The sequence below is a fragment of the Lysinibacillus sp. NPDC096418 genome (genome assembly GCF_044762775.1).
GTDB lineage: Bacteria > Bacillota > Bacilli > Bacillales_A > Planococcaceae > Lysinibacillus.
The window spans coordinates 1-26,019 of the sequence record NZ_JBIWEY010000013.1; the positions used below are offsets into that span (position 1 = coordinate 1).

33 protein-coding genes and 4 tRNA genes are annotated in these 26,019 nt (G+C 36.7%); 27 read left to right on the forward strand and 10 right to left on the reverse strand.

Going from position 1 to position 26,019, the window contains the following annotated elements:
* Nucleotides 1-96: 96 nt before the first annotated feature.
* From ACIQZG_RS11730 to ACIQZG_RS11750, 5 genes are all read left to right on the forward strand, one after another.
* A tRNA-His gene (locus ACIQZG_RS11730) sits at nucleotides 97-172 on the forward strand.
* Nucleotides 173-196: 24 nt separating this feature from the next.
* Nucleotides 197-271 (forward strand) — tRNA-Gln (locus ACIQZG_RS11735).
* A 6-nt stretch (nucleotides 272-277) separates the two neighbouring features.
* Nucleotides 278-349: transfer RNA gene (locus ACIQZG_RS11740), tRNA-Gly, on the forward strand.
* Nucleotides 350-365: 16 nt separating this feature from the next.
* Nucleotides 366-439, forward strand: a tRNA-Cys gene (locus ACIQZG_RS11745).
* A gap of 459 nt (nucleotides 440-898) precedes the next feature.
* The gene (locus tag ACIQZG_RS11750) at nucleotides 899-1,990 is read left to right on the forward strand and encodes an S-layer homology domain-containing protein (RefSeq protein WP_402755370.1); all 1,092 of its coding nucleotides are present in this window, start codon (nucleotides 899-901) and stop codon (nucleotides 1,988-1,990) included.
* 47 nt (nucleotides 1,991-2,037) lie between these two features.
* On the opposite strand, the gene ACIQZG_RS11755 is transcribed toward ACIQZG_RS11750, so the two are convergent.
* Nucleotides 2,038-2,781 (reverse strand): arylamine N-acetyltransferase family protein, encoded by a 744-nt coding sequence (locus ACIQZG_RS11755; protein ID WP_402755371.1) that lies wholly within the window; start codon nucleotides 2,779-2,781, stop codon nucleotides 2,038-2,040.
* 214 nt (nucleotides 2,782-2,995) lie between these two features.
* Here ACIQZG_RS11755 and nagB point away from each other — a divergent pair, with 214 nt between their 5' ends.
* Nucleotides 2,996-3,709 (forward strand): glucosamine-6-phosphate deaminase, encoded by a 714-nt coding sequence (gene nagB, locus ACIQZG_RS11760; protein ID WP_402755471.1) that lies wholly within the window; start codon nucleotides 2,996-2,998, stop codon nucleotides 3,707-3,709.
* 43 nt (nucleotides 3,710-3,752) lie between these two features.
* Here nagB and ACIQZG_RS11765 read toward each other — a convergent pair whose 3' ends face one another.
* Nucleotides 3,753-4,631, reverse strand: a complete 879-nt coding sequence (locus ACIQZG_RS11765) for a DMT family transporter (RefSeq protein WP_402755372.1) — start codon at nucleotides 4,629-4,631, stop codon at nucleotides 3,753-3,755.
* Between the two features lie 133 nt (nucleotides 4,632-4,764).
* Between ACIQZG_RS11765 and ACIQZG_RS11770 the strand changes: the two genes are divergently transcribed.
* The gene (locus tag ACIQZG_RS11770) at nucleotides 4,765-5,667 is read left to right on the forward strand and encodes a S66 peptidase family protein (protein WP_402755373.1); all 903 of its coding nucleotides are present in this window, start codon (nucleotides 4,765-4,767) and stop codon (nucleotides 5,665-5,667) included.
* Nucleotides 5,668-5,749: 82 nt separating this feature from the next.
* On the opposite strand, the gene ACIQZG_RS11775 is transcribed toward ACIQZG_RS11770, so the two are convergent.
* From ACIQZG_RS11775 to ACIQZG_RS11785, 3 genes are all read right to left on the reverse strand, one after another.
* On the reverse strand, nucleotides 5,750-7,336 hold the full coding sequence (locus ACIQZG_RS11775) for a catalase (RefSeq protein ID WP_402755374.1): 1,587 nt from the start codon (nucleotides 7,334-7,336) through the stop codon (nucleotides 5,750-5,752).
* 414 nt (nucleotides 7,337-7,750) lie between these two features.
* Nucleotides 7,751-8,899, reverse strand: a complete 1,149-nt coding sequence (locus ACIQZG_RS11780) for a site-specific integrase (RefSeq protein ID WP_402755375.1) — start codon at nucleotides 8,897-8,899, stop codon at nucleotides 7,751-7,753.
* Nucleotides 8,900-8,950: 51 nt separating this feature from the next.
* Nucleotides 8,951-9,490 carry a helix-turn-helix domain-containing protein gene (locus ACIQZG_RS11785; RefSeq protein ID WP_402755376.1) on the reverse strand — a complete coding sequence of 180 codons (540 nt, stop codon included), beginning with the start codon at nucleotides 9,488-9,490 and terminating at the stop codon, nucleotides 8,951-8,953.
* A gap of 108 nt (nucleotides 9,491-9,598) precedes the next feature.
* Between ACIQZG_RS11785 and ACIQZG_RS11790 the strand changes: the two genes are divergently transcribed.
* The 14 genes from ACIQZG_RS11790 (at nucleotide 9,599) to ACIQZG_RS11855 (ending at nucleotide 19,872) form a co-directional block, all read left to right on the forward strand.
* Entirely contained in the window at nucleotides 9,599-9,796 is a 198-nt protein-coding gene (locus tag ACIQZG_RS11790; protein WP_402755377.1) for a helix-turn-helix transcriptional regulator, read from the forward strand.
* A 41-nt stretch (nucleotides 9,797-9,837) separates the two neighbouring features.
* Nucleotides 9,838-10,107, forward strand: coding sequence for a DNA-binding protein (locus ACIQZG_RS11795; RefSeq protein ID WP_402755378.1), 270 nt, complete (start codon nucleotides 9,838-9,840; stop codon nucleotides 10,105-10,107).
* A gap of 64 nt (nucleotides 10,108-10,171) precedes the next feature.
* On the forward strand, nucleotides 10,172-12,574 hold the full coding sequence (locus tag ACIQZG_RS11800; RefSeq protein WP_402755379.1) for a phage/plasmid primase, P4 family: 2,403 nt from the start codon (nucleotides 10,172-10,174) through the stop codon (nucleotides 12,572-12,574).
* 328 nt (nucleotides 12,575-12,902) lie between these two features.
* Complete coding sequence (locus tag ACIQZG_RS11805; protein ID WP_402755380.1) at nucleotides 12,903-13,106, forward strand: YozE family protein; 204 nt, start codon at nucleotides 12,903-12,905, stop codon at nucleotides 13,104-13,106.
* A gap of 2 nt (nucleotides 13,107-13,108) precedes the next feature.
* Entirely contained in the window at nucleotides 13,109-13,312 is a 204-nt protein-coding gene (locus ACIQZG_RS11810) for a YozE family protein (protein WP_402755381.1), read from the forward strand.
* Nucleotides 13,309-13,500, forward strand: coding sequence for a hypothetical protein (locus ACIQZG_RS11815; RefSeq protein WP_402755382.1), 192 nt, complete (start codon nucleotides 13,309-13,311; stop codon nucleotides 13,498-13,500). The genes ACIQZG_RS11810 and ACIQZG_RS11815 overlap by 4 nt, the downstream gene beginning before the upstream one ends.
* A 7-nt stretch (nucleotides 13,501-13,507) precedes the next feature.
* On the forward strand, nucleotides 13,508-13,888 hold the full coding sequence (locus ACIQZG_RS11820) for an HNH endonuclease (protein WP_402755383.1): 381 nt from the start codon (nucleotides 13,508-13,510) through the stop codon (nucleotides 13,886-13,888).
* Between the two features lie 147 nt (nucleotides 13,889-14,035).
* On the forward strand, nucleotides 14,036-14,497 hold the full coding sequence (locus ACIQZG_RS11825; protein ID WP_402755384.1) for a phage terminase small subunit P27 family: 462 nt from the start codon (nucleotides 14,036-14,038) through the stop codon (nucleotides 14,495-14,497).
* Complete coding sequence (locus ACIQZG_RS11830) at nucleotides 14,490-16,205, forward strand: terminase large subunit (RefSeq protein ID WP_402755385.1); 1,716 nt, start codon at nucleotides 14,490-14,492, stop codon at nucleotides 16,203-16,205. The genes ACIQZG_RS11825 and ACIQZG_RS11830 overlap by 8 nt, the downstream gene beginning before the upstream one ends.
* A gap of 147 nt (nucleotides 16,206-16,352) precedes the next feature.
* On the forward strand, nucleotides 16,353-17,465 hold the full coding sequence (locus tag ACIQZG_RS11835) for a phage portal protein (RefSeq protein ID WP_402755386.1): 1,113 nt from the start codon (nucleotides 16,353-16,355) through the stop codon (nucleotides 17,463-17,465).
* The gene (locus ACIQZG_RS11840) at nucleotides 17,462-18,964 is read left to right on the forward strand and encodes a phage major capsid protein (RefSeq protein ID WP_402755387.1); all 1,503 of its coding nucleotides are present in this window, start codon (nucleotides 17,462-17,464) and stop codon (nucleotides 18,962-18,964) included. The genes ACIQZG_RS11835 and ACIQZG_RS11840 overlap by 4 nt, the downstream gene beginning before the upstream one ends.
* Nucleotides 18,965-19,026: 62 nt before the next feature.
* A complete protein-coding gene (locus tag ACIQZG_RS11845; protein WP_402755388.1) occupies nucleotides 19,027-19,323 on the forward strand; it encodes a head-tail connector protein in 297 nt (98 codons plus the stop codon).
* On the forward strand, nucleotides 19,310-19,633 hold the full coding sequence (locus ACIQZG_RS11850) for a phage head closure protein (protein ID WP_402755389.1): 324 nt from the start codon (nucleotides 19,310-19,312) through the stop codon (nucleotides 19,631-19,633). The genes ACIQZG_RS11845 and ACIQZG_RS11850 overlap by 14 nt, the downstream gene beginning before the upstream one ends.
* Before the next feature lie 71 nt (nucleotides 19,634-19,704).
* Nucleotides 19,705-19,872, forward strand: a complete 168-nt coding sequence (locus ACIQZG_RS11855) for a hypothetical protein (RefSeq protein ID WP_402755390.1) — start codon at nucleotides 19,705-19,707, stop codon at nucleotides 19,870-19,872.
* A 65-nt stretch (nucleotides 19,873-19,937) separates the two neighbouring features.
* Here ACIQZG_RS11855 and ACIQZG_RS11860 read toward each other — a convergent pair whose 3' ends face one another.
* The gene (locus ACIQZG_RS11860) at nucleotides 19,938-20,120 is read right to left on the reverse strand and encodes a helix-turn-helix transcriptional regulator (protein WP_402755391.1); all 183 of its coding nucleotides are present in this window, start codon (nucleotides 20,118-20,120) and stop codon (nucleotides 19,938-19,940) included.
* Between the two features lie 118 nt (nucleotides 20,121-20,238).
* Here ACIQZG_RS11860 and ACIQZG_RS11865 point away from each other — a divergent pair, with 118 nt between their 5' ends.
* On the forward strand, nucleotides 20,239-20,436 hold the full coding sequence (locus tag ACIQZG_RS11865) for a hypothetical protein (RefSeq protein WP_402755392.1): 198 nt from the start codon (nucleotides 20,239-20,241) through the stop codon (nucleotides 20,434-20,436).
* 16 nt (nucleotides 20,437-20,452) lie between these two features.
* Here the strand turns inward: ACIQZG_RS11865 and ACIQZG_RS11870 are convergent, their stop codons facing one another.
* Nucleotides 20,453-20,671, reverse strand: coding sequence for a helix-turn-helix domain-containing protein (locus ACIQZG_RS11870; RefSeq protein WP_402755393.1), 219 nt, complete (start codon nucleotides 20,669-20,671; stop codon nucleotides 20,453-20,455).
* A 157-nt stretch (nucleotides 20,672-20,828) separates the two neighbouring features.
* On the opposite strand from ACIQZG_RS11870, the gene ACIQZG_RS11875 reads away from it, so the two are divergent.
* The 3 genes from ACIQZG_RS11875 to ACIQZG_RS11885 all read left to right on the forward strand — a co-directional run bounded on the left by ACIQZG_RS11875 (nucleotide 20,829) and on the right by ACIQZG_RS11885 (nucleotide 21,792).
* Entirely contained in the window at nucleotides 20,829-20,954 is a 126-nt protein-coding gene (locus ACIQZG_RS11875) for a hypothetical protein (RefSeq protein ID WP_402755394.1), read from the forward strand.
* Nucleotides 20,955-20,976: 22 nt separating this feature from the next.
* On the forward strand, nucleotides 20,977-21,354 hold the full coding sequence (locus tag ACIQZG_RS11880) for a hypothetical protein (protein ID WP_402755395.1): 378 nt from the start codon (nucleotides 20,977-20,979) through the stop codon (nucleotides 21,352-21,354).
* A 219-nt stretch (nucleotides 21,355-21,573) separates the two neighbouring features.
* Nucleotides 21,574-21,792: a hypothetical protein gene (locus ACIQZG_RS11885; protein ID WP_402755396.1), complete on the forward strand. Its 219-nt coding sequence runs from the start codon at nucleotides 21,574-21,576 to the stop codon at nucleotides 21,790-21,792.
* 245 nt (nucleotides 21,793-22,037) lie between these two features.
* Here the strand turns inward: ACIQZG_RS11885 and ACIQZG_RS11890 are convergent, their stop codons facing one another.
* Both ACIQZG_RS11890 and ACIQZG_RS11895 read right to left on the reverse strand, forming a co-directional pair.
* Nucleotides 22,038-22,550: a hypothetical protein gene (locus tag ACIQZG_RS11890; protein WP_402755397.1), complete on the reverse strand. Its 513-nt coding sequence runs from the start codon at nucleotides 22,548-22,550 to the stop codon at nucleotides 22,038-22,040.
* Between the two features lie 12 nt (nucleotides 22,551-22,562).
* The gene (locus tag ACIQZG_RS11895; RefSeq protein ID WP_402755398.1) at nucleotides 22,563-23,252 is read right to left on the reverse strand and encodes a B3/B4 domain-containing protein; all 690 of its coding nucleotides are present in this window, start codon (nucleotides 23,250-23,252) and stop codon (nucleotides 22,563-22,565) included.
* Between the two features lie 104 nt (nucleotides 23,253-23,356).
* Between ACIQZG_RS11895 and queG the strand changes: the two genes are divergently transcribed.
* Both queG and trmL read left to right on the forward strand, forming a co-directional pair.
* Nucleotides 23,357-24,487, forward strand: coding sequence for a tRNA epoxyqueuosine(34) reductase QueG (gene queG / locus ACIQZG_RS11900; protein ID WP_402755399.1), 1,131 nt, complete (start codon nucleotides 23,357-23,359; stop codon nucleotides 24,485-24,487).
* Between the two features lie 14 nt (nucleotides 24,488-24,501).
* Nucleotides 24,502-24,975, forward strand: coding sequence for a tRNA (uridine(34)/cytosine(34)/5-carboxymethylaminomethyluridine(34)-2'-O)-methyltransferase TrmL (gene trmL, locus ACIQZG_RS11905; protein ID WP_402755400.1), 474 nt, complete (start codon nucleotides 24,502-24,504; stop codon nucleotides 24,973-24,975).
* 67 nt (nucleotides 24,976-25,042) lie between these two features.
* Here trmL and ACIQZG_RS11910 read toward each other — a convergent pair whose 3' ends face one another.
* Nucleotides 25,043-25,888, reverse strand: coding sequence for a VOC family protein (locus ACIQZG_RS11910; protein ID WP_402755401.1), 846 nt, complete (start codon nucleotides 25,886-25,888; stop codon nucleotides 25,043-25,045).
* Nucleotides 25,889-26,019: the final 131 nt, after the last annotated feature.

A 26,019-nucleotide genomic window follows, 5' to 3' on the forward strand; every position in this document is an offset into this window, starting at 1 on the left:
GGGGTAGCGAAGTGGCTAAACGCGGCGGACTGTAAATCCGCTCCTTAGGGTTCGGCGGTTCGAATCCGTCCCCCTCCACCAGTTTTTAATTTTATGGCGGTTGTGGCGAAGTGGTTAACGCACCTGATTGTGGTTCAGGCATTCGTGGGTTCGATTCCCATCAGTCGCCCCATTTTTACTAATAATAATTAAATTTTGGGGTATAGCCAAGCGGTAAGGCAACGGATTTTGATTCCGTCATGCCCTGGTTCGAATCCAGGTACCCCAGCCATTTATTGCGGAAGTAGTTCAGTGGTAGAACACCACCTTGCCAAGGTGGGGGTCGCGAGTTCGAACCTCGTCTTCCGCTTAATTTAACTATTATTGGCGGCATAGCCAAGTGGTAAGGCACAGGTCTGCAACACCTTTACCACCGGTTCAAATCCGGTTGCCGCCTCCATAATATATTTTAATTACTAATCGGATTATCCGATTTTTTTATTTCTTAGCAACATACTATGGTAGCGGAATTGGCAGACGTGTATGACTCAAAATCATGTTTCTTCGGAGTACCGGTTCGGGCTTGACCACCAGTACACTTATATAAGTTACTAAATATTAAGGATTCTCATTTATTTGAGAGTCCTTTTTTGTTGTATGTAAAAGTAATAATAATCCATTGATGAATACTTTAAGTTTGTATAAAGGAGAATCTAGGGAAAGAATGGAATTGAGAAGATTAATTGCAGTATGTGAAGCAGACAAAGGAAATCATTAGGATTATTAAAAGGGGAAACTTTCAAGTAGTTTACAAAGTAAATTTATTTGGTATTTTTTTGAATTAATATAAAAAAGTGCTTTTATATAGAGTGGATGATGAGTATATTAGAATAGGGGAATAAAAAAAGGGGTGAGTGGTATGAGGCGAATTTTTATGGTGATATGTTTGGCTATAATCGTGATAGGGATGTCACCAAGTGGATTGGTCCAGGCAGCTAGCTTTAAAGATATGTCTAGAAATCATACATTAGTTACAGAGATTGATTATTTAATAGATAGAGATATTATTAAGGGGTATCCTGATGGCTCTTTTAGACCTAATGAGAATGTGACGAGGGCCCAAGTAGCTGTGCTATTAACACGTGCATTAGGAATAAGTACGGCTAATGTTAAAAATCCTAATTATCAGGATGTGCCAGTGACTCATGCTAATTATAAGGAAATTGCAGCGGCCCAGAATGCAGGGATATTTCAAACTGCACCAATATTTAATCCAAGTGGGACAGTTTCTAGAGCAACTATGGCCATTATTTTGCAGAGGGCGTTTCACTTAGAAGGTTCAGATGGGAATTATTTTGAAGACGTTACAGAACGTACAGATGGCTATCGGGCAATCTTAGCTATGGCGGATAATAACATTACAAGAGGATATCAAGATGGCACATTTAAGCCCAATGCAGTACTGACACGTGCACATTTCTCAGCATTTATGGCACGTGCCTTAACGCTTTCAAAATCAGTATTAATAAAGGATCGTAAGTATATGTACACGTATGCTTTTACATCAACAGAGGACAATCAGACGTATACATTAAATTATAAATATAGTCATAATGATGGTAAAAATGATGTATGGTCCATTACAAATACGACGAATAGTAAATTATTTAATGATGAGTTGCTATACTATGAGGATTTTGTATATGCGGAAGCGATAGCTCAAGAATTCAGCACTCATTATGATTTATTTGTAGAGCTTCCTTTAAGAATTGGTATTACTCTTCATGAAGATGATGGTGGAGTTACTAATGGCGTTCGTATAACAGTAAAGGATACAGCAGCTACACTTCAAGTCGGTGGCGTAACTTATAATAATGTAGCAATTCTTGAAGTAACGAATGTATTTAACAATGATGTGGACCTGTATTACTATGCAGATCATGTAGGGTTAGTAAGGCAGATGACAAATGGTAAGGTTATTTATGAACTTCTGAAACAAACAGTTAATTAAATGTAAAAAGATGCCTCTTCAATGTAAAGTTGAGAAGCATCCTTTTTTTACGTAATAGAAATATAGAAGTAACGTTTTAGCGCCTGTTGCCATTCTTGCGTTGAGTGAGTGGTATAGGTTGTTAGGGTGCTGTCTTCGTATATACGAAATTCATTATTCAACATCGTATTACGACCGCGAGCAGTACGAATCATAGCAATTTTATTTGGCTGGTTAGAAAGTCTTGGTGCAAACTTGGCATCACTTGCATCATCAGTAAAACTATAGAGCAAGCGCCAATTGTGTGAGGTTTGTTCGTACAGCATCCAGCCGTATGTATCGTCTTGCTCGACCTTATAGATCTCATTACCTTCACGGTGCTTATGTCCGGCGATAAGTGGAACTGGTTTGCAAGGAGCTAGTGCCCCAACTCCGACGTCTGTAATATAAGAGAGTCCTGAAAATGCCACGATGAGTAGCTGATGCATTGGTACATCTTCTTGTGGCGTATTGGCATTTATATTGCGCCAAAATTGAGCATAGCGATTCGTTACAGAAAAACCAAGTTCACGTAGTAGCCAACTAAATAGTATATTAAGTTCAAAGCAGTTACCGCCACGCTTATGAACAATGACCTTTTGAAAAAGATCAGAAATGTTGAAGGAAATATTATGTTTCATGGCAACGTCTAAATTTTCATATGGGATTGTATGTAGATGGTATGTTTGTAATTGACCTAGTAGTTTAATAGATGGTTCTAGAGGTCCCTGAAATTTAATATGTTCTAAATACTGTTGTATTTGTTTATTCATAAAAAGTCGCCTCACTTCCTTACTATTTAACATAACCGAATTTCGCAAAGAATACACGTCGAAAGTTCATGGAAGAAAATGATAGTAAAGTAGAAAGATAAATTGTAAAATAAAATTGTTAGCTTCTATGTGGTGGTATTATAGCCATTTTTAGTTAAAAACAAAAAATGCTTCTAAGGTAGGTAAATAGATGACTAGTGCAATGAAGAACGCCATTAAGTGGATTGAAGTAAATTCATATGATGAAATGAGCGAGGTTGCAGCGGATATTTTTACGAAGCAACTACAAGAAAAACCAGTTAGTGTTTTAGGATTAGCAACAGGTGGTTCACCAGTAGGCATGTATGAGGAATTAGTAAAGCGTCATCAAGCTGGAGCAATTTCATTTGAAAATGTGAAGACATTTAACTTAGATGAGTATGTCGGGTTAGAGCAATCTAATCCTGCAAGTTACTGGACGTTTATGCATGATGTTTTATTTAATCATGTAGATATGCAAGAGGATAATATTCATCTTCCCAATGGTAAGGCTACTGATTTAGCGATTGAATGTCAGGCATATGATGTACGTATTGCGGAAGCTGGAGGCATTGATTTGCAATTGTTAGGTATTGGTGTGAATGGGCATATTGGATTTAACGAACCAGGTACGCCGTTTACTTCATTAACGAATATTGTAGAGCTAACTGAATCTACACGTACAGAAAATGCAATCTATTTCGATAATCCAGCAGATGTTCCAACACATGCGATTACGATGGGTATTCAGTCAATTATGAATGCTAAGGCGATTGTATTAATTGCTTTTGGTGCGAAGAAGTTAGAGGCGATGGAGAAGTTACGTAGTGGTGTTGTGACTGAGGATTTCCCAGCGAGCCAATTAATAAATCATCCAAATGTAACTGTCATTTATGGCGGTACAAATTAAAAAATAAATAAGCGGAGACTTCGATAAAGAAGTCTCCGCTTATTTATTTTTTGCTAGATAACAGGACGCCAGCGACTACTGCAAGTCCACCGATAATTTGAAAAGCATGTAGTTGTTCGCCGAGAAAAAGTACAGCGAAGATGGAAGCAAACACGGGGATGAAGTTTAAGTAAATGCTAGCTTTATTGGCACCGAGTTGCACAACACCATTATTCCAACTAAGGAAGGCAACAATCGACGCTAGGGCACCAACATAAAGGATGGCGGCAATAGTGGACAATTGCCAGTGGATTGGCTCAGCTAATGTCAATTTTTCATAAACGTAAAATGGCAATAGCATAATTGTGCCTAAAAAGATTGTAATAAGGAAAGTTGATTGTCCGGGAAGACGCCCTGCATATTGCTTTATAAGTAATGAATAAATACTCCAACAGAAGACAGCCACAACAACGATTAAATCTCCCTTATTGAAGGAGAAGTCGAGTAAGTTAGCAAATGAACCACCAGAAATAATAAATAAAACACCACTGAGAGATAAGGATGTCCCGAGCATTTGAAATTTCGATAGTCGCTCTTTTAAAAATATAAATGACAGTATGTAGATCATAATCGGCGTCGATGAATTCATGAGGGATGCATTAATCGATGTTGTGTAATGTAAGCCGATATAAACAAGAGTATTGAACGCAGCAACACCTGTTAAAGCAAGAATAAGAACAATCGGCCAATGTGCTTTTAGCATACGCCAATCACGTTTTAAGCTGCTATATGCAATCGGTAAGAAGATAATGAAAGCAATACACCAGCGTAAGAAGGCGAGGGTAAGTGGTGGGATATCGCCACTAACTGCACGTCCAATAACAAAGTTACCACCCCATAAGAGTGTTGCGAGTAGTAATAGTACGAACGGTGGGATTTTCATGATGATAAAACTCCTTTAATAGTCAGAATACTATAGTCAATTATAGGCTCTCATATCATCAATAATCAATGGTATGAGGAGGCTCTGCGTAAGTGCATATGCTAGAATGGAGAAAAGAATAGGAGGGGTTAGGGTGAAAAGTACAGCACCACATTTAGTGAAGGGTGACACAGTTGGACTTGTTGCATTGTCGAGTGCCGTAGAGGTAGAAGAACTAGGCGAAGCACTGGCCTTTTTAGATGAGCTTGGCTTGCGTTATAAAGTTAGTTCAACAATTGGCGCAAAGCACAAGTATTTAGCAGGTACTGATGAAGAGAGACTTTCAGAGTTTCATGCAATGGTTGAGGATCCGGAAGTAAAGGCGATTTTTTGTGTAAAAGGTGGTTATGGTTCTGCACGTATCGCAGAAAAAATCGATTATGCATTACTGGCAGAAAATCCGAAAATTTTTTGGGGGTTCTCAGACCTTACATATATGCACGTAGCAATTAATGAGTTTTCAGATTTGGTGACATTTCATGGACCAATGATTATGGCACCACGAAAAATGGATGAGCTATCGAAGAAAATGTTTTTACAGCTGTTTACCCCGATGGAAGTTCAGTATACGGAAATGATTTCGCCTCTGACAACGATTTCGGCAGGCGTGGCACGTGGCCAGCTCACTGGAGGTAATTTACGACGTCTTGTTAGTACGCTTGGTACAAAATTTGAAATTCGTACGGATGGTAAAATTCTTGTTTTAGAAGATATTGCTGAAACAATTCCTCGTATTGATTCGATGTTGCAACAGTTAAAACAGGCTCGAAAGCTTGATCAGCTAGCGGGTGTTGTGATTGGCTCATTTACACAAACAGAAGCAGATGAGGATGAATTACTGATGTTAATGAATGAGTATTTCGCTGATTTAGAAATACCAGTAGTAGCGGGCTTTAAAATTGGGCATGAGACAACAAATATTGCTATTCCACTAGGTGCAGAGGCTATTTTAGACGCTCGGGAAAAGGTATTACGCATCTTACCAGGCGTACATTAAAAAGAAAAAGGAGCTGTCTCAAAAGTCATTTTGAGACAGCTCTTTTCTGTGTAAATGCGTTCTACATATCGAATCCTTATTTTTAATACGGTTGAGCATCGTGCCCTTTTTGAATGGCATCTCCAGGTGCATCGTCGCCGTCGATATTACCAAGTGGTCTTGAAGTAGAAGAATCCTTTTCAGCTTTTTGTAACCCTTCTTTTAATAAGCGACCATATTCTTCGTCTGCTTCTTCAGCAAGTGAAATCATAGCCTGTTGAATCCTTTGATCGCAGCTGGATAAGTCACGAATTAAATTGTTGAGTAGCTCGTCTTTTTCCCATTGTTCGAAGTTACGATAAGTTTCACCTGCTTGTTTTGTGTTGCTTTGACGGTCAATCGATTCACGGACAAGATTCCCCTCAATATGGGGTGTGTATTCCTTAGCACTTTGTGGCGCTTCTTTTAAGCCATCTAACATGGATGGTTCGTAGTTAATATGCGGGTTTTGCCCTGGTGCAAGATCACGTTTGTACATCATTTGCCCGCCGTGTTGATTGGTAGCAACACGTTTTTTAGGTGCGTTAATAGGAAGTTGTAAATAGTTCGCACCGACACGATGACGTTGCGTATCTGAATAAGAGAAGGTACGTCCTTGCAGCATTTTATCATCGGAAAAATCCAAACCATCGACAAGAACACCCGTACCGAAAGTTGCCTGTTCTACTTCAGCGAAATAGTCTTCGGGGTTTTTATTTAATACCATTTTCCCAACTGGATACCATGGAAATTTGTCATTTGGCCAAAGCTTTGTATCATCTAGTGGATCGAAATCGAGCTCTGGGTGAGGGCCATCCTCCATAATCTGTACATTTAACTCCCACTCGGGGTAGTCACTATTCTGAATGGCATCGTATAGATCTTGTGTTGCATGATTAAAGTTTTTTGCTTGTATTTCTTCTGCTTCTTTTTGTGTTAAATTTTTAATGCCCTGCAATGGTTCCCAATGATACTTCACAAGTACAGCTTTACCTTCACTATTTACCCATTTATACGTATTGACGCCAGAGCCTTGCATCATACGGTAACTTGCAGGAATGCCCCAAGGAGAATACACGAATGTTACCATATGGAAAGTTTCTGGAGAGCTTGCACAGAAATCAAAAAAGCGTTCGACATCTTGAATATTGGTAATTGGGTCTGGTTTAAAGGCATGAATCATATCAGGGAATTTCATGGCATCACGGATAAAGAAAATTTTTAAATTATTGCCGACTAAATCCCAGTTCCCATCCTCCGTATAAAACTTCACAGCAAAACCTCTCGGGTCACGCAATGTTTCAGGTGAATGGCCACCATGAATAACCGTCGAAAATCTGACGAAAACAGGGGTTTGCTTGCCCTTATCCTGAAAAACTTTTGCTCTCGTGTACTTCGAAATAGGTTCATTTCCAACGACCCCATACGTTTCAAAGTAGCCATGTGCACCGGCACCACGAGCATGGACGACTCGTTCAGGAACACGTTCACGGTCGAAATGGCTTATCTTTTCAAGGAAATCATAATTTTCAAGTGTTGCGGGTCCTCGATTACCAACAGTGCGCAAATTTTGATTATTTGTAATCGGGTGACCTTGTCGATTAGTTAACGTATTATCTTTTTCATTTGAATTTTCATGTGAACGATTCATTTTTAATGCTCCTTTCAATCGTACTTATAGTAGTTTGTCCGAGTAGTTGGAAAAATAGACATAAAAAAACTCTCTTACACACTAGGTGCAAGAGAGTTTTAAGGATGGCGTTTCGAATAGATTTCATGATCCTAAGTTTGTTTTATGCCATTGCCGTATAGTTGGTTATGGGTCATTGGTCATAAAGTAACAGGTTACATGTGATTGGTTGATTAAGTTGTCTACTTATTAAGTAGGGGTTTCGAAAACAGCGCATCCATCTCGGATTGGAGTCTCACCGCACCGAGTGACGCATTTCATGCTATTTCAATGAGAGCTAAAAGCATTGATATAACAGGCTTTTGCTACTACACATACTGCGTAGAATTTCATTTAACCGTATTCAACCGTAGTCAAAGACGTATTCATTTCAAGTTAGATATTCAAGTAATTAGAGAACTTTTGAGCAGCTTCATCTTTTGCTTTTTCGGTTACATGAGCGTATACGTCCATAGTTGTTTTTATATCGCCATGTCCTAAGCGTTCCTGGACTTCTTTAATACTTGCACCTGATTCAAATAATAAACTGCAATGTGTGTGACGTAAACCATGTGTTGTAATCTTATGCAGAGTATATTTTTCTTGTACAAAGAGTATCCATTTTCTCGTTATATTTGGTTCAAGATAAACATTAAGCCTATTGCTAAATACTAATTGATTAGGCTTTAATGTATTATAACCTAAAATTAGATAGTCTTGTTTTTGTTTTTTCTTCCATTCGTTCAAAATTCCCATTGTTATCTTATCCATTTTGATAGTTCGGATGGAATTTTCTGTTTTAGTTGTTTGTACAACCAATCTTGATTTTTCCCCACGTGTTAAGGTTTTATTGATTTTAATTTCGTTCTTTTTAAAATTAAGGTCATTCCACGTAAGAGCCAGGGCCTCACCTTTACGCATACCACTGAAAGCCAATAGCCTAAAAAACGCATAAGCTTTAAAATCATCTTCTTTTTCTAAGCAAGATAAAAACTGGATTAGTTGTTCTTTGGTATAGAAATTCTCTTTCTTCTCATCATTTGGATTTTTCTTTCGTTCAGGTACTTCTACCAACTTCATGGGGTTGTTTTGGGTGAAGCCGCGCTTTATAGCAAAGTCGAACACTTTAGAAGTATACGCCTTGATTGAGCGGTATTTAACTAATTTTCTAAACCATTCATCAACATGTTTTTCGCAAATATCTACATTGATTTTGTCGATCTTATATTTACCGAATAGAGGTAAAATATGAAGCCTGAAAATTTCTTCGGTTTTCGCAAAGGTACTTTCACTTACAGTTGCTTTATAACGTTCAAACCACATTTCATATACATCATTATAAGTTTCAGCCGTTTTTTTTCTGAAAGTCCCGTTGTCTATTTCGAGTTGCAATCGAGATAGTGCAAGCTGGGCTTCTTTTTTTGTTTTAAATCCTCGTCTGGTTGTACGCTGCTCTTTACCAGTGAGTGGATCTACACCAACATATAATTGGAATTGGTAACGCTTTTCACCATTTTGTAGTGAGTAGCTTTTAATTGTTGTCATACATATTCCTCCTAGACCGCTTGTGGGGGCAAGGTATGGGAGGTGAAAAAATTAAACTTCAAAGCCCATTTTTTTCACTCTATATGTTTTTTCATCCTGTTCAACATAAAATATTGCTATTTTTCCATTTTCATTTTTAGGATACTCAATTTGATTTAAAATTTCTTTTGCAGTACCTTTTAAAACATCTTCAAAGTCATGAGAATCTGTTTCAAAAATAAAATTTAGAAATAGACCGAAATCGCCATTCAATACCATCCATTCTCTTTGAATGAAATAAAACCCTGAAATATCGTATACGTTATTTTTCCTTGTATGAATTTTCACTGAAAATGAAGTATTTCCAATTCCGTTGTTCCCATCGATTTTCTTATCCCCTTCTAGTAAGAAATCCATCGTAACATTTCCTAATTCAGCTATCTGACGTAAACGGTCATTACTCGGAATATATTTTCCATTTTCCCATTTAGACACAGTACCTTTTGTTGCAACCGGAGAAAGACGCTTTCCGAATTCCTCCATGTTATTACCTAAACTAACTCGAATATTCTTGATTCTCTTTCCAATTGCAATGTTTTTATTTTCATCCATATAAATTCACCACCTTCAAGTTGGGAATTGTTTCTTGACATGATTATAAGTTACGCTTATACTTGTGTCAAACGAGTTGGGAAATGTTTCTTTTAGGAGGTGGATTATTTGAATAAAGTCGCTGGGTATAGAGTTATGTTGGGGTTAAAGCAATCCGAAATGGCCAGTTATATGAATATATCAAGACAAGCATATTCTCAAAAAGAAAAAGGGAAGATTCCATTTAAAGATTCGGAAAAAGTTTTTTTGAAAGATAAATTTAAAGTTATACGTCCTAACATTACAATTGATGAAATTTTTTTTTAGTTAACAAGTTGGGAAATGTTTCTTTCGAGGGGGGCGGTTGAATGAAAATTGAATTTGATGCAATTCCAATGCTTGAGGAACAAATTGAAGCGGTGGTATTAAATACTACGGAAAAAGCAATTGAAAAGTATCACAAGAAAAACACAGCTAAAGAATGGATGAGTATTAAAGAAGCATGTGAGTATATTGGGATATCATTTAATTCATTCTGTAAGCTAAGAAATCTAGGATTAAAAGTTTGCGAGATTAATGCAATAAAACGTGTAAGTAAAAAAGAAATTGACTCGTTTTTAGAAAAAAATAGTTATTAATTCGCTGTGGGGGCAAGAGGAAGGAGCAACAAGATTCAACGGAACAACGAAAGTAGGTGAACATGTGGAACAAGCGACAGTTATTCAAGAATTCACTCTTCCAGAAATAAAATCGGATTCTTATCATAATATTCCGCTAGAATTACAACAACTTAAAAATTGGGTTGTTTGGAAATACGAAATACGAGGTGGTAAAAAGACCAAAGTACCGTATCAATCAAATGGGGTTTATGCAAAATCGAATGACCCGAATACATGGGATAAATTCGAAAATGTCGTACAAGCTGCAAGAAGTGGTCAATATAGCGGTATTGGATTTATGTTTTCTCGAAACGATGGCTATATCGGGATTGATATTGATAAGTGTTATATCAATGGTAAGTTCAATGAGATAGCAGAGAAATTAATAAACTTACTAGATTCATATACAGAGTTTAGTCCAAGTGCTACAGGTGTTCATATCATTGTGAAAGGCACTTTACCAGAGTATGTAACGCAAACAGGCTTTAAAAATGAAAATTATGGTGTTGAAGTATATAGTTTTGGGCGCTATTTTACATTCACAGGATGTATAGAGAACGAAAACGAGATTCAAGAGCGTACAGATGAAGTTGCTGAAATTATTGATAAATACTTCACAAAAGAGCAGCTAGCACAATATACAGAAACCAGTTTTAATGCAGATCCTTTTAACCTTGAAGAAGATGCAGTAACATGGCGAAAAATGTTTAATAACTCCGTAACTGGTCAAGACGTTCAAGCTATGTATAAAGGTGAATTGATCCGTAATGGAGACCATTCAAACACAGATTATTACTTGTGTCAGGAGCTCACTTATTACTGCGATAAGGATTTTGTAAAGATGGATAGGATGTTTAGAGACAGTGGTCTTTATCGTGAAAAATGGGATAGACGTACTGGTGAAATGACTTATGGGGATTTAACGCTATTGAAGGCTGCTTCAAGTAAAAAGAAAACTATTTCTGATTATAAAAAGCAGAATAATGATATTCAATTATTTGAATGTGAAAAAGATTCCCCAAATGTAGACTTGCAAAAACTATTAGGAGAAAGACGTTACGTTGAACTGGAAAGAGCAATTACAATATGGGAAGAAGCGGGAGGAAAAGGAAAGAAACCGAGTGCCATCTCGCCTATCCGATGCGCAATCGTGCTGCAAGAATACATTTCGTTTGTATTGTTTGATTTAGAAGAAAATACACGACTCGCTATGTATCAACCATCAGAGGGAACGTACGCAAATAATACAACATTAATCAAGCGAGTGATTAGTTGGTTAGAGCCTTCTTTTAATGAAGCAAAAGCGAATGAAGTGATCTATCACTTGACGAACCAAGCACAAGTTAGAGAAAGAACAGCTAGTAGATTTTTGATTCCTGTTAAAAACGGAGTATTTAATCTGAAAACAAACACATTAGGACCATTTAACGCTAATTATGTTTTTACATCAAAAATTGCTACTTCATATATTGAAAATCCAGTTAATCCCACGATGGATGGTTGGGATGTGGAAAGCTGGTTAGATTCTATTGCTTGTGGTGATACGGAAATCGTTAATTTGTTGTGGCAAGTTATTAATGATTCATTGAATGGCAATTACACTCGTAAAAAATCCATTTTCCTTTTAGGTGAAGGGAATAACGGTAAAGGTACTTTCCAAGAACTCATTACGAATTTAATCGGTGTTCAAAATATTGCTACCTTAAAAGTGAACGAATTTGACGAACGTTTCAAGTTAAGTTTACTGGAAGGTAAAACTGCAGTAATTGGGGATGATGTGCCGGCGAATGTTTACATCGATGATAGTTCGAACTTTAATTCGGTTGTAACAGGTGATCGTGTAATTGTTGAGCAAAAAAACAAGCCTATTTATAGTACTGTATTTCGATGCAGCGTTATCCAATCAACGAATGGGATGCCTAAGTTCAAGAATAAGACAACAGGCACAATTAGACGAATTGTGATTGTACCATTCAATGCTAACTTCAATGGTAAGGTGGAGAACTTCAAAATCAAAGATGAATACATCAAAGATGAAAAAGTTTTGCAATATGTTCTCCATAAAGCAATCAATATGGACTTTGAAAAATTTGATATTCCAGCGGTATCTGAAATCGAACTTGAAGAATTCAAACAGGACAATGATCCGATTATGGACTTCAAAATAAACGTATTTGATGAATGGAAATTAAATGAAGTTCCGAAAACTATCGTGTATGAGATGTACAAGCGTTTCTGCAATGAAAATGGCTATAAATACATTTCGGATAGAAAATTCCACAAACAATTCAAAATGCAACTAACAGATGAATGGGCAGATGGGTTGAAGCGTTTTGATTGGACTGAATTAAACAAGATAGGTGACTTAGATTATATGGGTATCGGTTTCCCAGATAAAAGCAAACCACAGAAAACATATAAAAACGAAAAGCTTAAAGTCGTGTAACTGTAACTGAAATGTGTAACCGAAAAAAATATTTCAGTTACATTCATTCCCCTTGTGGCAGTGAGGTTCAAAGCACTTTGTAACTCTGTAACCGTAAATCTTTTAACTTCTATAAAAAAAGAGATCAACATCATTAATATGTATTCTATATAGATATAAAAATTAAGTGGAAATTACGGTTACAGTTACAAGAATGATTAAAAGCCTTATCGCTCTAAGGTTTGTCCGTGTAACTCAAATAAATGGTTCGGTTACAAGTACAGTTAATTTCAGTTACGAGTCTCAGAATACCATTATCAATTGTGGAAGATTGAAAGGTGGTGAGCCAATGACATTTAAACAATGGATAATACAATTCATAAACGAAGATTCTCCAAAAGGTGATTTAGCAGTAGATGTTAAAGGGGATAAGAATTTTCCTAATAGCAAGACGTATAAAAAGAATCGTGATTATCTGGATCGAGTGGATACGAGCGATTTATGCTTACAATCATTTGAGGAAGCGTGGAAAGAATATAAACAGGAGGAATAGAAATGACATTCAAAAATTGGTTAATAAATTGTTCAGATTACAGTAAATATGGTTGGTTAACAGCAGATGTTGAAAATGATAAAACATTTCCGAATACCGATAGTTATTTAGAAATGATGATCTATCTCATGGAGAATAACGCTGGTGAGATGTCTACAAGATTATTTAAAGAAGCATATGAAGAATACAAGGAGGTATCACAATGAAACATATTCACGAACAAGGTTACAAAACTATTATGAAAAATTTAAAAGAGTTGAAGCAGCATATAGCAGATGGAGAACAACAGTCAGCTTTACGAAAAGCCGATGACATTGAAGCGATTTTATTAGCGAATACAGATACTAAACCGAGAGCCACTAAAAGAGAATGGGATGATGAAAGATGGGACTGACAAGTAGGTGAAACCACAACATCAATGCAATCAATCTACATGCAGACGATTAATCGACTATGACCAGCAGTATTGCGAGAGCCACAAGCCACGCACACAGCGTCCGCAACAGTCCTATGCAGAACGTATGGAGAAGGATGGGCAATACAGACGGTTTTACAAAAGCAAGTCATGGCAAAACCTATCATTTCGTTACCGCCTATCCCATCCGGTATGTGAGGAGTGTATCCAACTAGGATTAGCAGTTAAAGCGGACGTAACAGACCATATTGTGGAGATTAAAGATGATTGGTCAAGGCGCTTAGATGAAACAAATCTACGCAGCTTATGTCATCATCATCATGCGATTAAGACAAAGCAAGAACAGATAAAACGTTCTTCTAAATAAAAGAGGGGGGCTTCATTTGTGGACGTGGGGACCGATAGGGGGTGCTCTCTGTGCATAAAACGCCCTTTATGGAGTTATTTTTGGTAATTAGATTATTATTAGTAAGTATAATGTGTTATACTATCAATAGAACAGGAGGTTGGGAGAATGGGTAAAAAAATCAAATTAATTGAGCCAACCAAAGGGCACATTTCCAAAGCCGAGCGGTTAGATCGTGAAGCTATGCGAGAAGAATTATTTGAATATCCCGACTTGAATACACAGCCTCCAACATTTTTGACAGGTGAGGCGCTAAATGAATGGAATCGAGTTGTGCCTTTATTAAAAAGTGATATACCTATTTCAGATTTAGATTATTCTCTAATCGCTTCTTATTGTGCAGCAGTTGGGACAATCATCGAATGTCAAAATCATATCAATGACAATGGTGCGATGTTGAAAGATGGGAAATCCAATCCAGCAGTGCGATTACAGTCACAAGCCATGAAGGACATGCGCATGTTGGCAAATTCATTGGGCATGAGTTTAGATTCACGAACGAAGTTAGCATTCAATAAAGCCAAAGAAAAGCCTAAGGATGCGTTTGAAAGTTTGATGTTCGATGATTAATTACGCATTGGAATATGCTAACAAAGCCATTTCAGATGAAATTGTAACGTGTCATAAAATTAAACAGGCTTGTAGGCGTTTCATAAGAGATTTAGAACGTTCACAGAACGATGATTTCCCTTATTATTTCGATGTGAAACGAGCGAACAAAGCCATTCAATTTGTTGAACTCATGCCTTCTACGGACGGTACAAAAATTAATGCCCTACTATTTCAAAAGTGGATTGTTTCAGAATTATATGGCTGGAAGGAAAAAGGCACAGGTAACAGGCGGTATAATCGAGCCTTTATATCAATGGCACGTAAAAATTCAAAAACATGGTTGGCTTCTTCTGTAGGTGGTCTATCGTTAATTGCAGAGAATAAACCAGCAGAGAGCCGTCAAATTCTTTTTATAGCAAATGCCTTAAAGCAAGCAAAGTTAGGCTATACGATGCTTAAAAACAACCTGAATAAAATTGTTAAAGAATCGGCATTCTTGCGGGATCAATTGAAAATCATGAATCAACAAATTCAACATTTACCATCCAACAGTTTTGCTACAGCTTTATCGAGTGATTTAAGCAGTCTCGATGGATATGCTGGCACAACTATCATAGTCGATGAGTATGCGCTACAGAAGAATCGTGATGTGATTGCAACACTAAAGAGTGGTCAACAACAGGAGCCAAACGCATTACTCGCTATCATTTCAACGGCTGGTGTAAATGTAAATTGTCCAATGAAGGAAGATTATGATTTTTTAGCAGATGTATTAGATGGAAAACAAGAGGCAGACCGTTATTTTATTGCGATTTACGAACTTGACGATGCCGAAGAAGCAACAACAAATGAAGATATGTGGATTAAAGCAAATCCCATTTTCGAGCATGAGGGAATTAAACAAACAATGCTTTCAGCTATTCGTGAAGATGTGGAATTAGGTGTAAAGCAAAATAACCTAAATGCGGTACTTGTTAAAAACTTCAACATGTGGTTACAAGCAAGTGAAGATTCTTATATTGCCGATGAAGATTGGAAAATTAGAGAGGCTGAAGATGTTCCTGATATTCGAGGGCGAGACATTTATATAGGTATCGACCTTTCGAAAACAAATGATTTAACATCTGTAAGCTGGTGTATTCCATTGATTGAAACAGGTCAATTATATTGTGATAGCCATTCGTGGGTTGGTACTAAGTATGGTTTAACACAAAAAATTAAACGAGATGGCATTAACTATGTAGCACTTGAACAAGAAGGTGAATGTTCCATCACAAAATTAGCAAGTGGCATTATCGACTACGAGGATATTTTTAATTGGATCATGCAATTTATCCAAGAAAACGAATTAAATGTACAAGCGATATGCTACGACAAATGGAATGCTAACACATTGATTACCAAGCTAGAAAAAGAACACCTTCCATTGGTGGAAGTTAGGCAAGGTGTATTCACATTAAACACACCGACCAGGACGTTTAGGGAACAGTTATATGATGGAAATATTATTCATTCCAAAAATAAGTTACTAACATATGCGGTCAATAATGCGATTTTAAAAATTGATAATAACGGTGTCATTATTAATAAAAATCGAAATAGCGAACGTATTGATCCAATAGCTGCATTGATGAACGCATACACACAAGCTATGTTCCATTTTGAAGATATAGAGGGGGCGAAAGCGAATAATGAGTTTTACGTTTCTGAAAACTTTAGTTTTTAGTCATTTACACACCGTTTTATTATTGCTAGGCATAGCATTTATTGTGGCAGCAGTACAGATTTTAACGAATGTCGGCTACACACTTTTAACCAGTGGCATATTCATTATAATTATTGCTCTCTTAATTGAAAGGGGGTGGAAAAATAAATGAGTTTCTTTAAAAGTTTAAACACTGTACAGGCACGTTCAGAGCCTTTTCTAGACCATCTAGTTAGCTTAACGTCAGATGATACAACAATCCAATATACAAGCGTTAGGGCATTGAGAAATAGCGATATTTTCGCAGCGGTAAAAATACTTGCTGGTGATATTGCTTCCAGTGAACTTGTGGGGAATGGACCTATTGTCAAGCTATTGAATAATAAGCCTAACACTTATACAGATAGCTGGCATTTCTTCTTTAGTATAGCGGCTAATGTTTTATTGAATGGTAATGCTTTTGCAGAAATTGAACGAGATTCAAGTGGCAAAGTAATAGCGATTCACCAGCTAACCAATAGTGTGAGTGTAAAGCAATTGGATAATGGCAGCATTATTTATGAAACAACCAATGATGATGGGAAACAGTACAAACTTGAAAGTGAGGATATTCTTCATTTCAAATACTTTACGACAGATGGATTAGTTGGTTTAAGCCCATTGCATGCTTTAAGTGGTGAATTGAAGTTACAAGAAGGTGGCAACAAACTACTTTCCGGCTTTTTCAATCGAGGTGTAAACGGTGGCGGTATTTTAAAAGTAAAGAAATCAGACTTAGATGCAACAGCTAAAGAAGCGATTCGAAAGAAATTCGATGAAGCAAATGGCAGCACAGATAAGGCACTTCAAACAATTGTGCTAGATGAAACATTTGAATACACGCCAATTCAGATTAATACGGAGATCCTTAAATTAGTGAATTCTAATGATTGGACAACCAAACAAATCGCTAAAGTATATGGGCTCTCTACGGATCGTTTAGGTGTGGAAGCAAATCATAGTAATACAGAGCAGTCCAACAAAATGTATTTACAAAACACATTAACGCACTATTTAAAAGCATTTGAAGGTGAGTTATTCAACAAATTAGGGGTAGAAATTACCTTCAATGTAGACCGTTTCAATAGTGATACACAAACCACATTTGAAAATGCGGTGAAGGCAGTTGAAAGTTCTATTATGACAATTAATGAAGCACGTCAGAAAATCGGTCTTGATCCTATTGAAAATGGAGATAGATTAATAGAAAAAAATAAAGTCGAAAGTGGGGTAAGTTTATGACAAATGAAGAAAAAGAAAAGCGTTTAACTGAAAATGCAGACCTGGAAGCACCGACCAAAGCACAAACAGGAGAAGCAGATTCAGAAAACGCTCAAAATGATGATACACAAGAAGAAAAAGAAACACAAGGTGAAAAGGTTATTAGTGGGTATGCCATTAAATTTGGCGCACCTTCTAAAGATTTAGGTGGCTTCGTAGAGGTCATTACACCTGAAGCGTTAAAAGAAGTAGACCTATCAAATGTAATCTTGCTACATGGCCATGATTACGGTAAGCCATTAGCCAGTGTAAAGGCCAATACGTTAAAGCTAGAAGTTGATGAAATCGGGCTTCGTTTTGAAGCAACTTTACAAGATACAACATATGCAAATGATATTTATAAAAATATTCAAGCTGGCATTATTGATTCAATGTCATTCGGTTTTGAAATCGGTGTAGAATCATTTGATAAAAATGAGGATGGGGTTATCACTCGTAGTATCGAAAAGGTGAAAGCATTACGTGAAATTTCAATCGTGACAGTTCCAGCTTATAACGAAAGCAATGTACAAGTGAATACACGCTCATATGAAGCGTGGTTAAATCAAAATACAAATAAAAAGGATGATAAAGATATGGCTAAAACATTATTAGATAACAAGAATACGGAAACACGTTCATTCGAGGACTATATTCGTTCACAAGGGCAAGTACGAGATGGATTAACAACAGTAAATGCAGATGTAGTCATTCCAAAAGATGTGATCGGTGAAGTATTCGACCTTAAACGTCAACGCTACAACCTAGCACAATACGCTACAGTAAAAGAGGTTTCAAACGGTCAAGGGAAATATCCAATTGCTACAAATCAAGAAGCTACACTTGCTACAAAAGCAGAACTAGCAGAAATCGCAGATGTGAATGCGGACATGTTCACACAAGTTGAATACAATGTACAAACTCGTGCTGGTAAAATTGCACTTTCAAATGAAGTGGTGGAAGATGCAGCGGTTGATATTGTGGGAGAAGTAAAAGCACAGCTTGAACAATTAGTAGTGAATACAGATAACACAAACATTATCACTCTGTTAAAAGGTTTCGCAAAAGTTGAAGCTGCTACCTTGGATGATTTAAAGAAAGTGAATAACGTAACACTAGATCCAGCGCTAGATAAATCTGTAATTGTAAATCAAGATGCGTTTAATTACCTTGATACATTAAAAGACAATGACGGACGTTATATCTTACAACCAGATGTGACAGCTGCAAGCGGTTATTCATTGTTCGGTAATCCTGTAATTGTTGTATCAAATAAATTATTACCTACACCAGTAGCTGGTACTTATCCAATGATTATGGGAGATATTAAACAATCGGTATTTGTTGCAAGACGTAATCAAGTTACAACGCAATGGGAAAAATTCGATTATTACTCACAAGGTTTAGCGGTTATTGTTCGCAATGACTATGAAGTAATTGATGCAGATGCTGCACGTTACATCGAAATTACACCAGCTTAATTTGATTCATAAAGGGATGGGCTTTGTGTCCGTCCCTATTTTTATAGAGAGGTAGGAATGATATGAATTTAGTAACCGCAACATTAGCAAACATTAAATTATCATTGCGTATAGATCAAGATTATGACGATGAAATAATAATGGCACTACTTGAAACAGCGAAGGAATACGTAAAAGATGCTATTGATAGCACCAGCACAAATGGCGTTATAGAGGGATATAAGCAGTATGATTGGGCGGTTAGCCTATTAACACAACATTGGTATGAAGGGCGTTTTGAAGCACCAAAAGAACACATTCCAACAACCGTACAAGCATTACTTCAACAGATGCGAGGGAAATACTATGCTGGCGAGTAATTATAGACATCGTATTCGAGTTTTAGAAGTAACTATTGAATTGGATGAACTTTTACAAGAGATTAAAGTGATTAAAGAAGTTGGTTCGTTTTGGGCTGATATTCGCACCTTAAAGGGAGAAGATATTCAAACAGTTGGTATGGAATTTCAAAAAAATACATTCCGTTTCATCATGCGATACAACCCAACGATCCGTAGCAACATGATTATTGAATATCAAGGGCAACGCTATGATATAGATGAAATCGTCAATGATAATATGAGGAATAAAACATTAACGATTATCGGAAGAACAAAAGTAGGACTTTAAAATATCAAATATGTGTGGTTTATTCTACCTTCTACTTTATTTACAATTGTAGATATATAGGAGGTGATTGAATGAGTATAGGAATACAATTAGGAGAGTTACATGATCGACTAGATTATGTAAAAAGTTTGTCTGAAAGTGATAAAGAAGAAATTGCAAATCTTATTAGACGTAACAATGAATTGTTAGAAGGTGATGTTATTGAACTAATCAAAATAACATTAAAAAATAATCGATGATAACCCTCTTAGACCAAAACAAAAACACTTTCAGCTGCATGTTGAGCCGAGAGTGTTTTTGTTTGTTATGATTCTCCATCAAGCCAACGATCTATTTTGTCTAAATCAAACAACAAAACCCTTGGTGCTGGACGATTTAATGGGATTTCATTCCGTTTAATTAATCGATATATTGTAGCTTCAGACATTGGGCAGTTGATAGATTTTAGATATTCAACTAATTCTTTGACACCTCTTACTTTTCTCAATTTAATTCCTCCGTTTCAACTGTAAACTCCTATTTGGGGTTTTATACCATTAAATATACTTTCAATTTTAATTTACATAAAGGCAATACTGAGAATAAAAATCATTGGAGTGATAATCATGAAGGGTTTAGAAGGGTTCAAAATGACAGAAGAAAAAGTGCGTAAATTAATGCCAATCGTCGAAAGTATTTGGTCACGTAAGTACAGTGTGGATTTAAAGCTAAATAATTTAACTGTTGGTGGAGTAACAGTAATTAAAGACAGAACAAAAGAAATATCGAATGATAATATGTGGAACAAAAAAAGTGACATATAAAAATAAGGACACCCGTTTATAGGGAGTCCTTTTTATTTGGTGTGAATTCGATTATATCAGTGATATCACAATCCAGAGCTATACATAAAGCATCTAAAGTATTTAAATCAATTCGTGTTACTTCATTCTTTTGCAAAGCATATAACGTATTCTTATTTAATCCACTTTTCTCTACCAATTGAGGTACTTTAATTTTCTTCTCAAACATAATTCTATCCAAAGTTATTTTTATCAATATAATCCCTCCTAAAATTAATTATACAATGAAGTTGGTATTTTTTCATAATTACTATTGACTAAATATTAACTAGTTAGTACAATGAAGTTAGTAAAAAGTACAATGAAGTTAGTATATTTCTGAATTAACTTAAATGACCATCAAGGGTTAGTCGGTGAATGGACTAGAAATAGCCGGCATTTTGAAAGGGGGAGAGAAAATGAAAGTAACAGCTAAAGAATGGCGTGTGATGTCTGATCATAACAAGCAATTACTTTTAAATGCGGTAGCAACTAAATAAAAACATATATAGAAGGGAAATGATGAACATGCAACAACAAACACAACACACTTTAAGAACAATCGCACATGAGAATAGTAACAACGCATATATTTTATCTGCACAGATGATTCAATTAGAGGTTATTCAAGGGGCAGTAGCGAAATTGTTAGAACGTATTGAGGATATTGTTCACAAAGGTTGGGATAAAGACCGAGGAATGGCTTGTCTTGCAATTAATGAAATTAAAGACACAGTACGTTTAATTGATATGGGCTTCCATCCTTTGTTTAAAGAAATGTCTGAAGAAGTAAAAAACCTTAATATTCATGCAGATGAATTATTCGAAACGGTAATTAAAAGCGAGAAAAATAAAAAAGCCGATGCGCTAACATCGACTAATGAAACATGTCCTAAATAGTATTTTAACACGTAGATGGGGGCTTGCTCAATTTTGAGCAGTCCTATTTTGGATTTTACGGAACACTTGCTACGGTATGTGTTTTTTATATTTATTAAAAATTATCTCGAAGTTAGTGTAGGGAATATAAAATATATCAGCGTTATTATTATTTTTCAAAAATCACTTTAGGAAAATAGTTCCTTTATAGTATAATTATATAGAGAAGGAGTGATAGGAATGAAAATCAAGGTTATTATGGATAGTGGTAAAGAATACATTTTAGAATATCCAGGTAATACTCTCCAACAGTTTATATCAAGCTTGTATAATGAGAATCAATTACCTATGGGGGCTGGTACTGTAAAGGTTCTAAAAAACAGTTTCTCGTTTTTAGATCCTGAAAGTAAAATAATGTTTAACCCTAGTCATGTTTCTTCAATTGAAATAATTAATTAATTTCTAAGCACTCTCATACAAGGGTGCTTTTTATATTGCATCACGCACCAACAAAAAAAAGATTGAAGCAATATGCCACAATCTCATTAAAACAAATATAAAAATTTGCCCCCAACAACGCTATTTTAGGTAAACCGTAGTCAAACCCGTATTCACTACTTTTAGAAAGGTGTCCGAAAACCCTTGAAAACATTGATATAACGGCACTTTCTTTAAAAATGATTTGGAGTCTCACCGCCCCGAGTTTAAAAATAGCGAGAATCATCGAATGCAATTTCAACTGAATAGTTTTTTGCATTGATTAAGTTCGATAGCTTATGTGCCTCTTTTTCAAGAGTAGCTGCACGTTCGCGGTAATCTTCAGGTTCGTAAAGTGCAATTTCATAAAGCATCGTACTATCACCATAACCCATACGCACTGTTTCTTTTTCATGCGTACTAAAGTGCTTACAAAGCTCAGCTTCAGCCCGTAGCTGAGTTGCTAGTTCAATCGCTTCGACAAGAGCAAGGTGCTCGCCTTTAAAGGCTACTGTATTTTGAATGTTTGCTTCGTATACAAGACGATCTAATGTACGGATGTCCAGTCGAACTTGTGCAAGATCAGCCTCAATCGTCGTCATTAAACGATTACTTGTTTTTGGTGTTTGACCTTTTTCAATCGTTACAAAGGCACTACGGTGTAGCTCACTAATAAGCTCCTGTACTTTTTTTGCTAAAACACTTTTCAATTTGACTGCTTCTGCAAGATTAATTGACATGCTAACACATCCTTATAGTGTAGTAGTTGGTGTTACAGATGTTAATAGGGCAGTAGTATAGTCACCGCCATGGATCTGATTGAACATTTTACCAGCAGAAGCTAGTAGTTTTTCTGCTTCTTCGTTAGAAAGTGATGGTCGTAGATAGAAAATATGTAAAGCTTCAGTTGCATTTTTTGTCACAGCTGTCCGTTTTGAATCGACGAATGGTGAGCCAAATGCACCTTTTTCATCAAGACTATATAGAATATTGTGTAGTGAGTTGAAGCGACCGTTTAACCCCTCATAGCCGGTTTCTTCAGCTCCAAGTGCGATTTCTACATTACCTTGAATATGAGCAACATCGTAAATACCGACTGGAATTTCGTATTGAAGCGAGAAGAAGTTATTTAAATCAACACCAGAATGAAACGGTGTTAAATAGTTTTGTTTACTAACGCGGCGCATTAGACTTTCTGCAGCGTGACGATAACGGTTTGGGTCAGCCCCAAGTTTTTTCCATAGTTTGCGCCATTCAGCAATTCCTGTGCGTTCTGTTACAGGTGTTTCTTGCATTTCTAAATAAAGATTTTCCTGATACAATTGCATACGTCCTTTAATCATTTGAGGCGATTCTGCTACGACTATTTTGGTATAATGGATAATGCCGATTTTGAGTTCGGGATGTTGTGTAGAAAGAGATGGATGTAGTGAAACTTCCATGAAATTATCACCTACTTTATATATTTATCTTCATTTAAAATCTGGATGCAATTACGCCGAGGCGTAATTGATATTATTGTATCATGTAAGGAGTTGGAAATGAAATGAACATACGTGAATTACAAAATGAATTTGTTGCGTATGCACAGTCCATTGGGGTCGATAAAATTGGCTTTACAACGGCAGCTCCGTTTACAGAATTAAAAAATCGTCTGCGACGTCAGCAAGAACTTGACTACCAATCGGGTTTTGAGGAAGCGGATATTGAAAAACGAACGGAGCCATTGCAACTACTGGACGAAGCAGAAAGTATAGTAGCAATTGCAGTAGCTTATCCGTCACGTATGCAAAATGCACCTGTCGGTAAGAAAGGCGCTAGACGTGGGATTTTTTGCCGCGCTTCTTGGGGTGTCGATTATCATACTGCTTTGCGTGAACGATTGAAATTGTTAACGGAATGGCTAGAAGAGCGCATTGAAATTGTGCGTATTGAATCGATGGTCGATACTGGTGCACTTGTAGATCGTGCTGTTGCAGAGCGTGCTGGCATTGGCTGGAGTGGCAAAAACTGTTCTATTATCACACCTGAATTTGGCTCTTACGTATATTTAGGTGAGCTCATTACGAATATTCCATTTGCCCCAGATACACCGATGGAGGATGAGTGTGGAGACTGCCGATTATGTCTAGATGTTTGTCCGACAGGTGCACTTATTGAAGGTGGGCAGCTTGATTCACAGCGATGTATCGCGTTTTTAACGCAAACAAAGGTGAGTTTGCCGGATGAATTTCGCTCGCATATAGGCAATCGCTTGTATGGCTGTGATACATGCCAAACTGTTTGTCCAAAAAATAAAGGTAAGATTAACTGGATACATGATGAATTTAAGCCTGATCCGGAGTTAGCCAAGCCATTACTTGTACCACTGCTTACTATTTCTAATCGCGAGTTTAAAGAGAAGTTTGGACATGTATCAGGATCATGGCGTGGGAAAAAGCCGATTCAACGTAATGCCATTTTTGCACTTGCTCATTTTAAAGAAGAAGCGGCAGTGCCAGATTTAGTGGCGCTACTTGAAAAGGATAGTCGTCCAGTTATTCGAGGAACAGCTGCATGGGCTTTAGGCAAGATTGGTGGAAACGTGGCAGAAGCTGCGTTACACACTGCGAAAAATAAGGAACAAGACGAGGAAGTGCTCGTCGAAATTGATAAAGGACTAAAATTTTTCAGGTAAGGAAGTGTGCCGTTATGCCATTGCATATCGTTTTATATCAACCAGAAATTCCAGCAAATACAGGTAATATTGCACGTACTTGTGCTGGTACAAATACATCCCTACATTTAATACGTCCACTTGGCTTCTCTACGGACGATAAAATGCTAAAGCGTGCTGGCTTAGATTATTGGCATAGCGTGAATGTAGTGTATCATGACTCGCTCGAAGATTTTTTAGAAGTATCGAAAAACGGAGATTTGTATTTAATCGAAACGTATAGCGATGAGCCTTTCACGACGCATGATTTTAGTGATAAGGATCGTGATATTTACTTTATGTTTGGAAAAGAGACAACGGGTCTCCCAAAGGATTTTGCTTATGAGCGTCGTGATATGTGTTTACGTATTCCACAAAGTGAGCATATTCGTTCGTTAAACTTATCGAATACAGCTGCAATTGTTATTTATGAAGCACTACGTCAGCAAGGGTACCCAGGATTAAATTGAAAATTGAAGGTAACAAAATGAAAAGGCAGCTCTCACGTAATGAATGTGAGAGCTGCCTTTACTTTATTTAAAATTTTAATAAGATGGTGTTCCCAGCAGGGTCTTCTGTTTGGAAACCACCTTCAAATTCGACTACAGGTGCACCAATAGCATGTAAATTTTCTTTTAATGTAGTGGCTTGATTGTCGTTATCTAAAAACAAAGAATATGTTTTTAGGCCAACTTGGTTTTCTCCAAGTTTTGGAGCGTTTTTAGAATGCCACGTGTTTAGACCGATATGGTGATGATAGCGACCAGTGGAGATGAATAATGCTTGCGTTCCATAGCGAGTGACTATGTCAAAGCCCAGTCCATTTGTATAAAATTCTTCTGCTTCATCTAAGTCTGAAACGGATAAATGGATGTGTCCCATTACAGTTTTTATTGGAAGTCCATTCCATTCTCCGGTTTCTTCCATTAAAATAGCTCGAATGTTTAGCGGCTCTGTCACCATATGCACTTGGTTAGATGTCCAAGTCCAATTTTCTTCTGGACGGTCAACATAAATTTCAATGCCATTGTCATCTGGATCTTGTAAGTAAAGTGCCTCACTTACAGCATGATCTGATGCGCCATAATAGATGCCTTTTCGATGGAAACGTGTAATGATGTTCGCTAAATCACCGCGAGTAGGTAAAAGTAATGCAAAGTGAAAGAGTCCTGTAGTTAATCTTGTTTTTTCTTCAACTGTTTCAGGTTGTACAAGTGTTAGTAGCGCTGTGTAGCCATCTGCTGTTAAGGTTGCTTTTTTTGATTCTTGATCTAAAATTTTAAAGCCAATTACTTCTTGGTAATATTTTAATGAACGGTGTAAATCGCTCACTTTAATTTCTACATTTGTAACATACATATTTGGTTTTTCATGAAAATGCATATAGGATAGCCTCCATATTTTAGTTATGATTAATTATCAACTTACTTTATGTAACTTAGTATATTTTATAAAGTTAAGTAAGTCAAGCAGTTATACTTTTTCTCGTAAATAAGAAAATCACTAAGTATGTA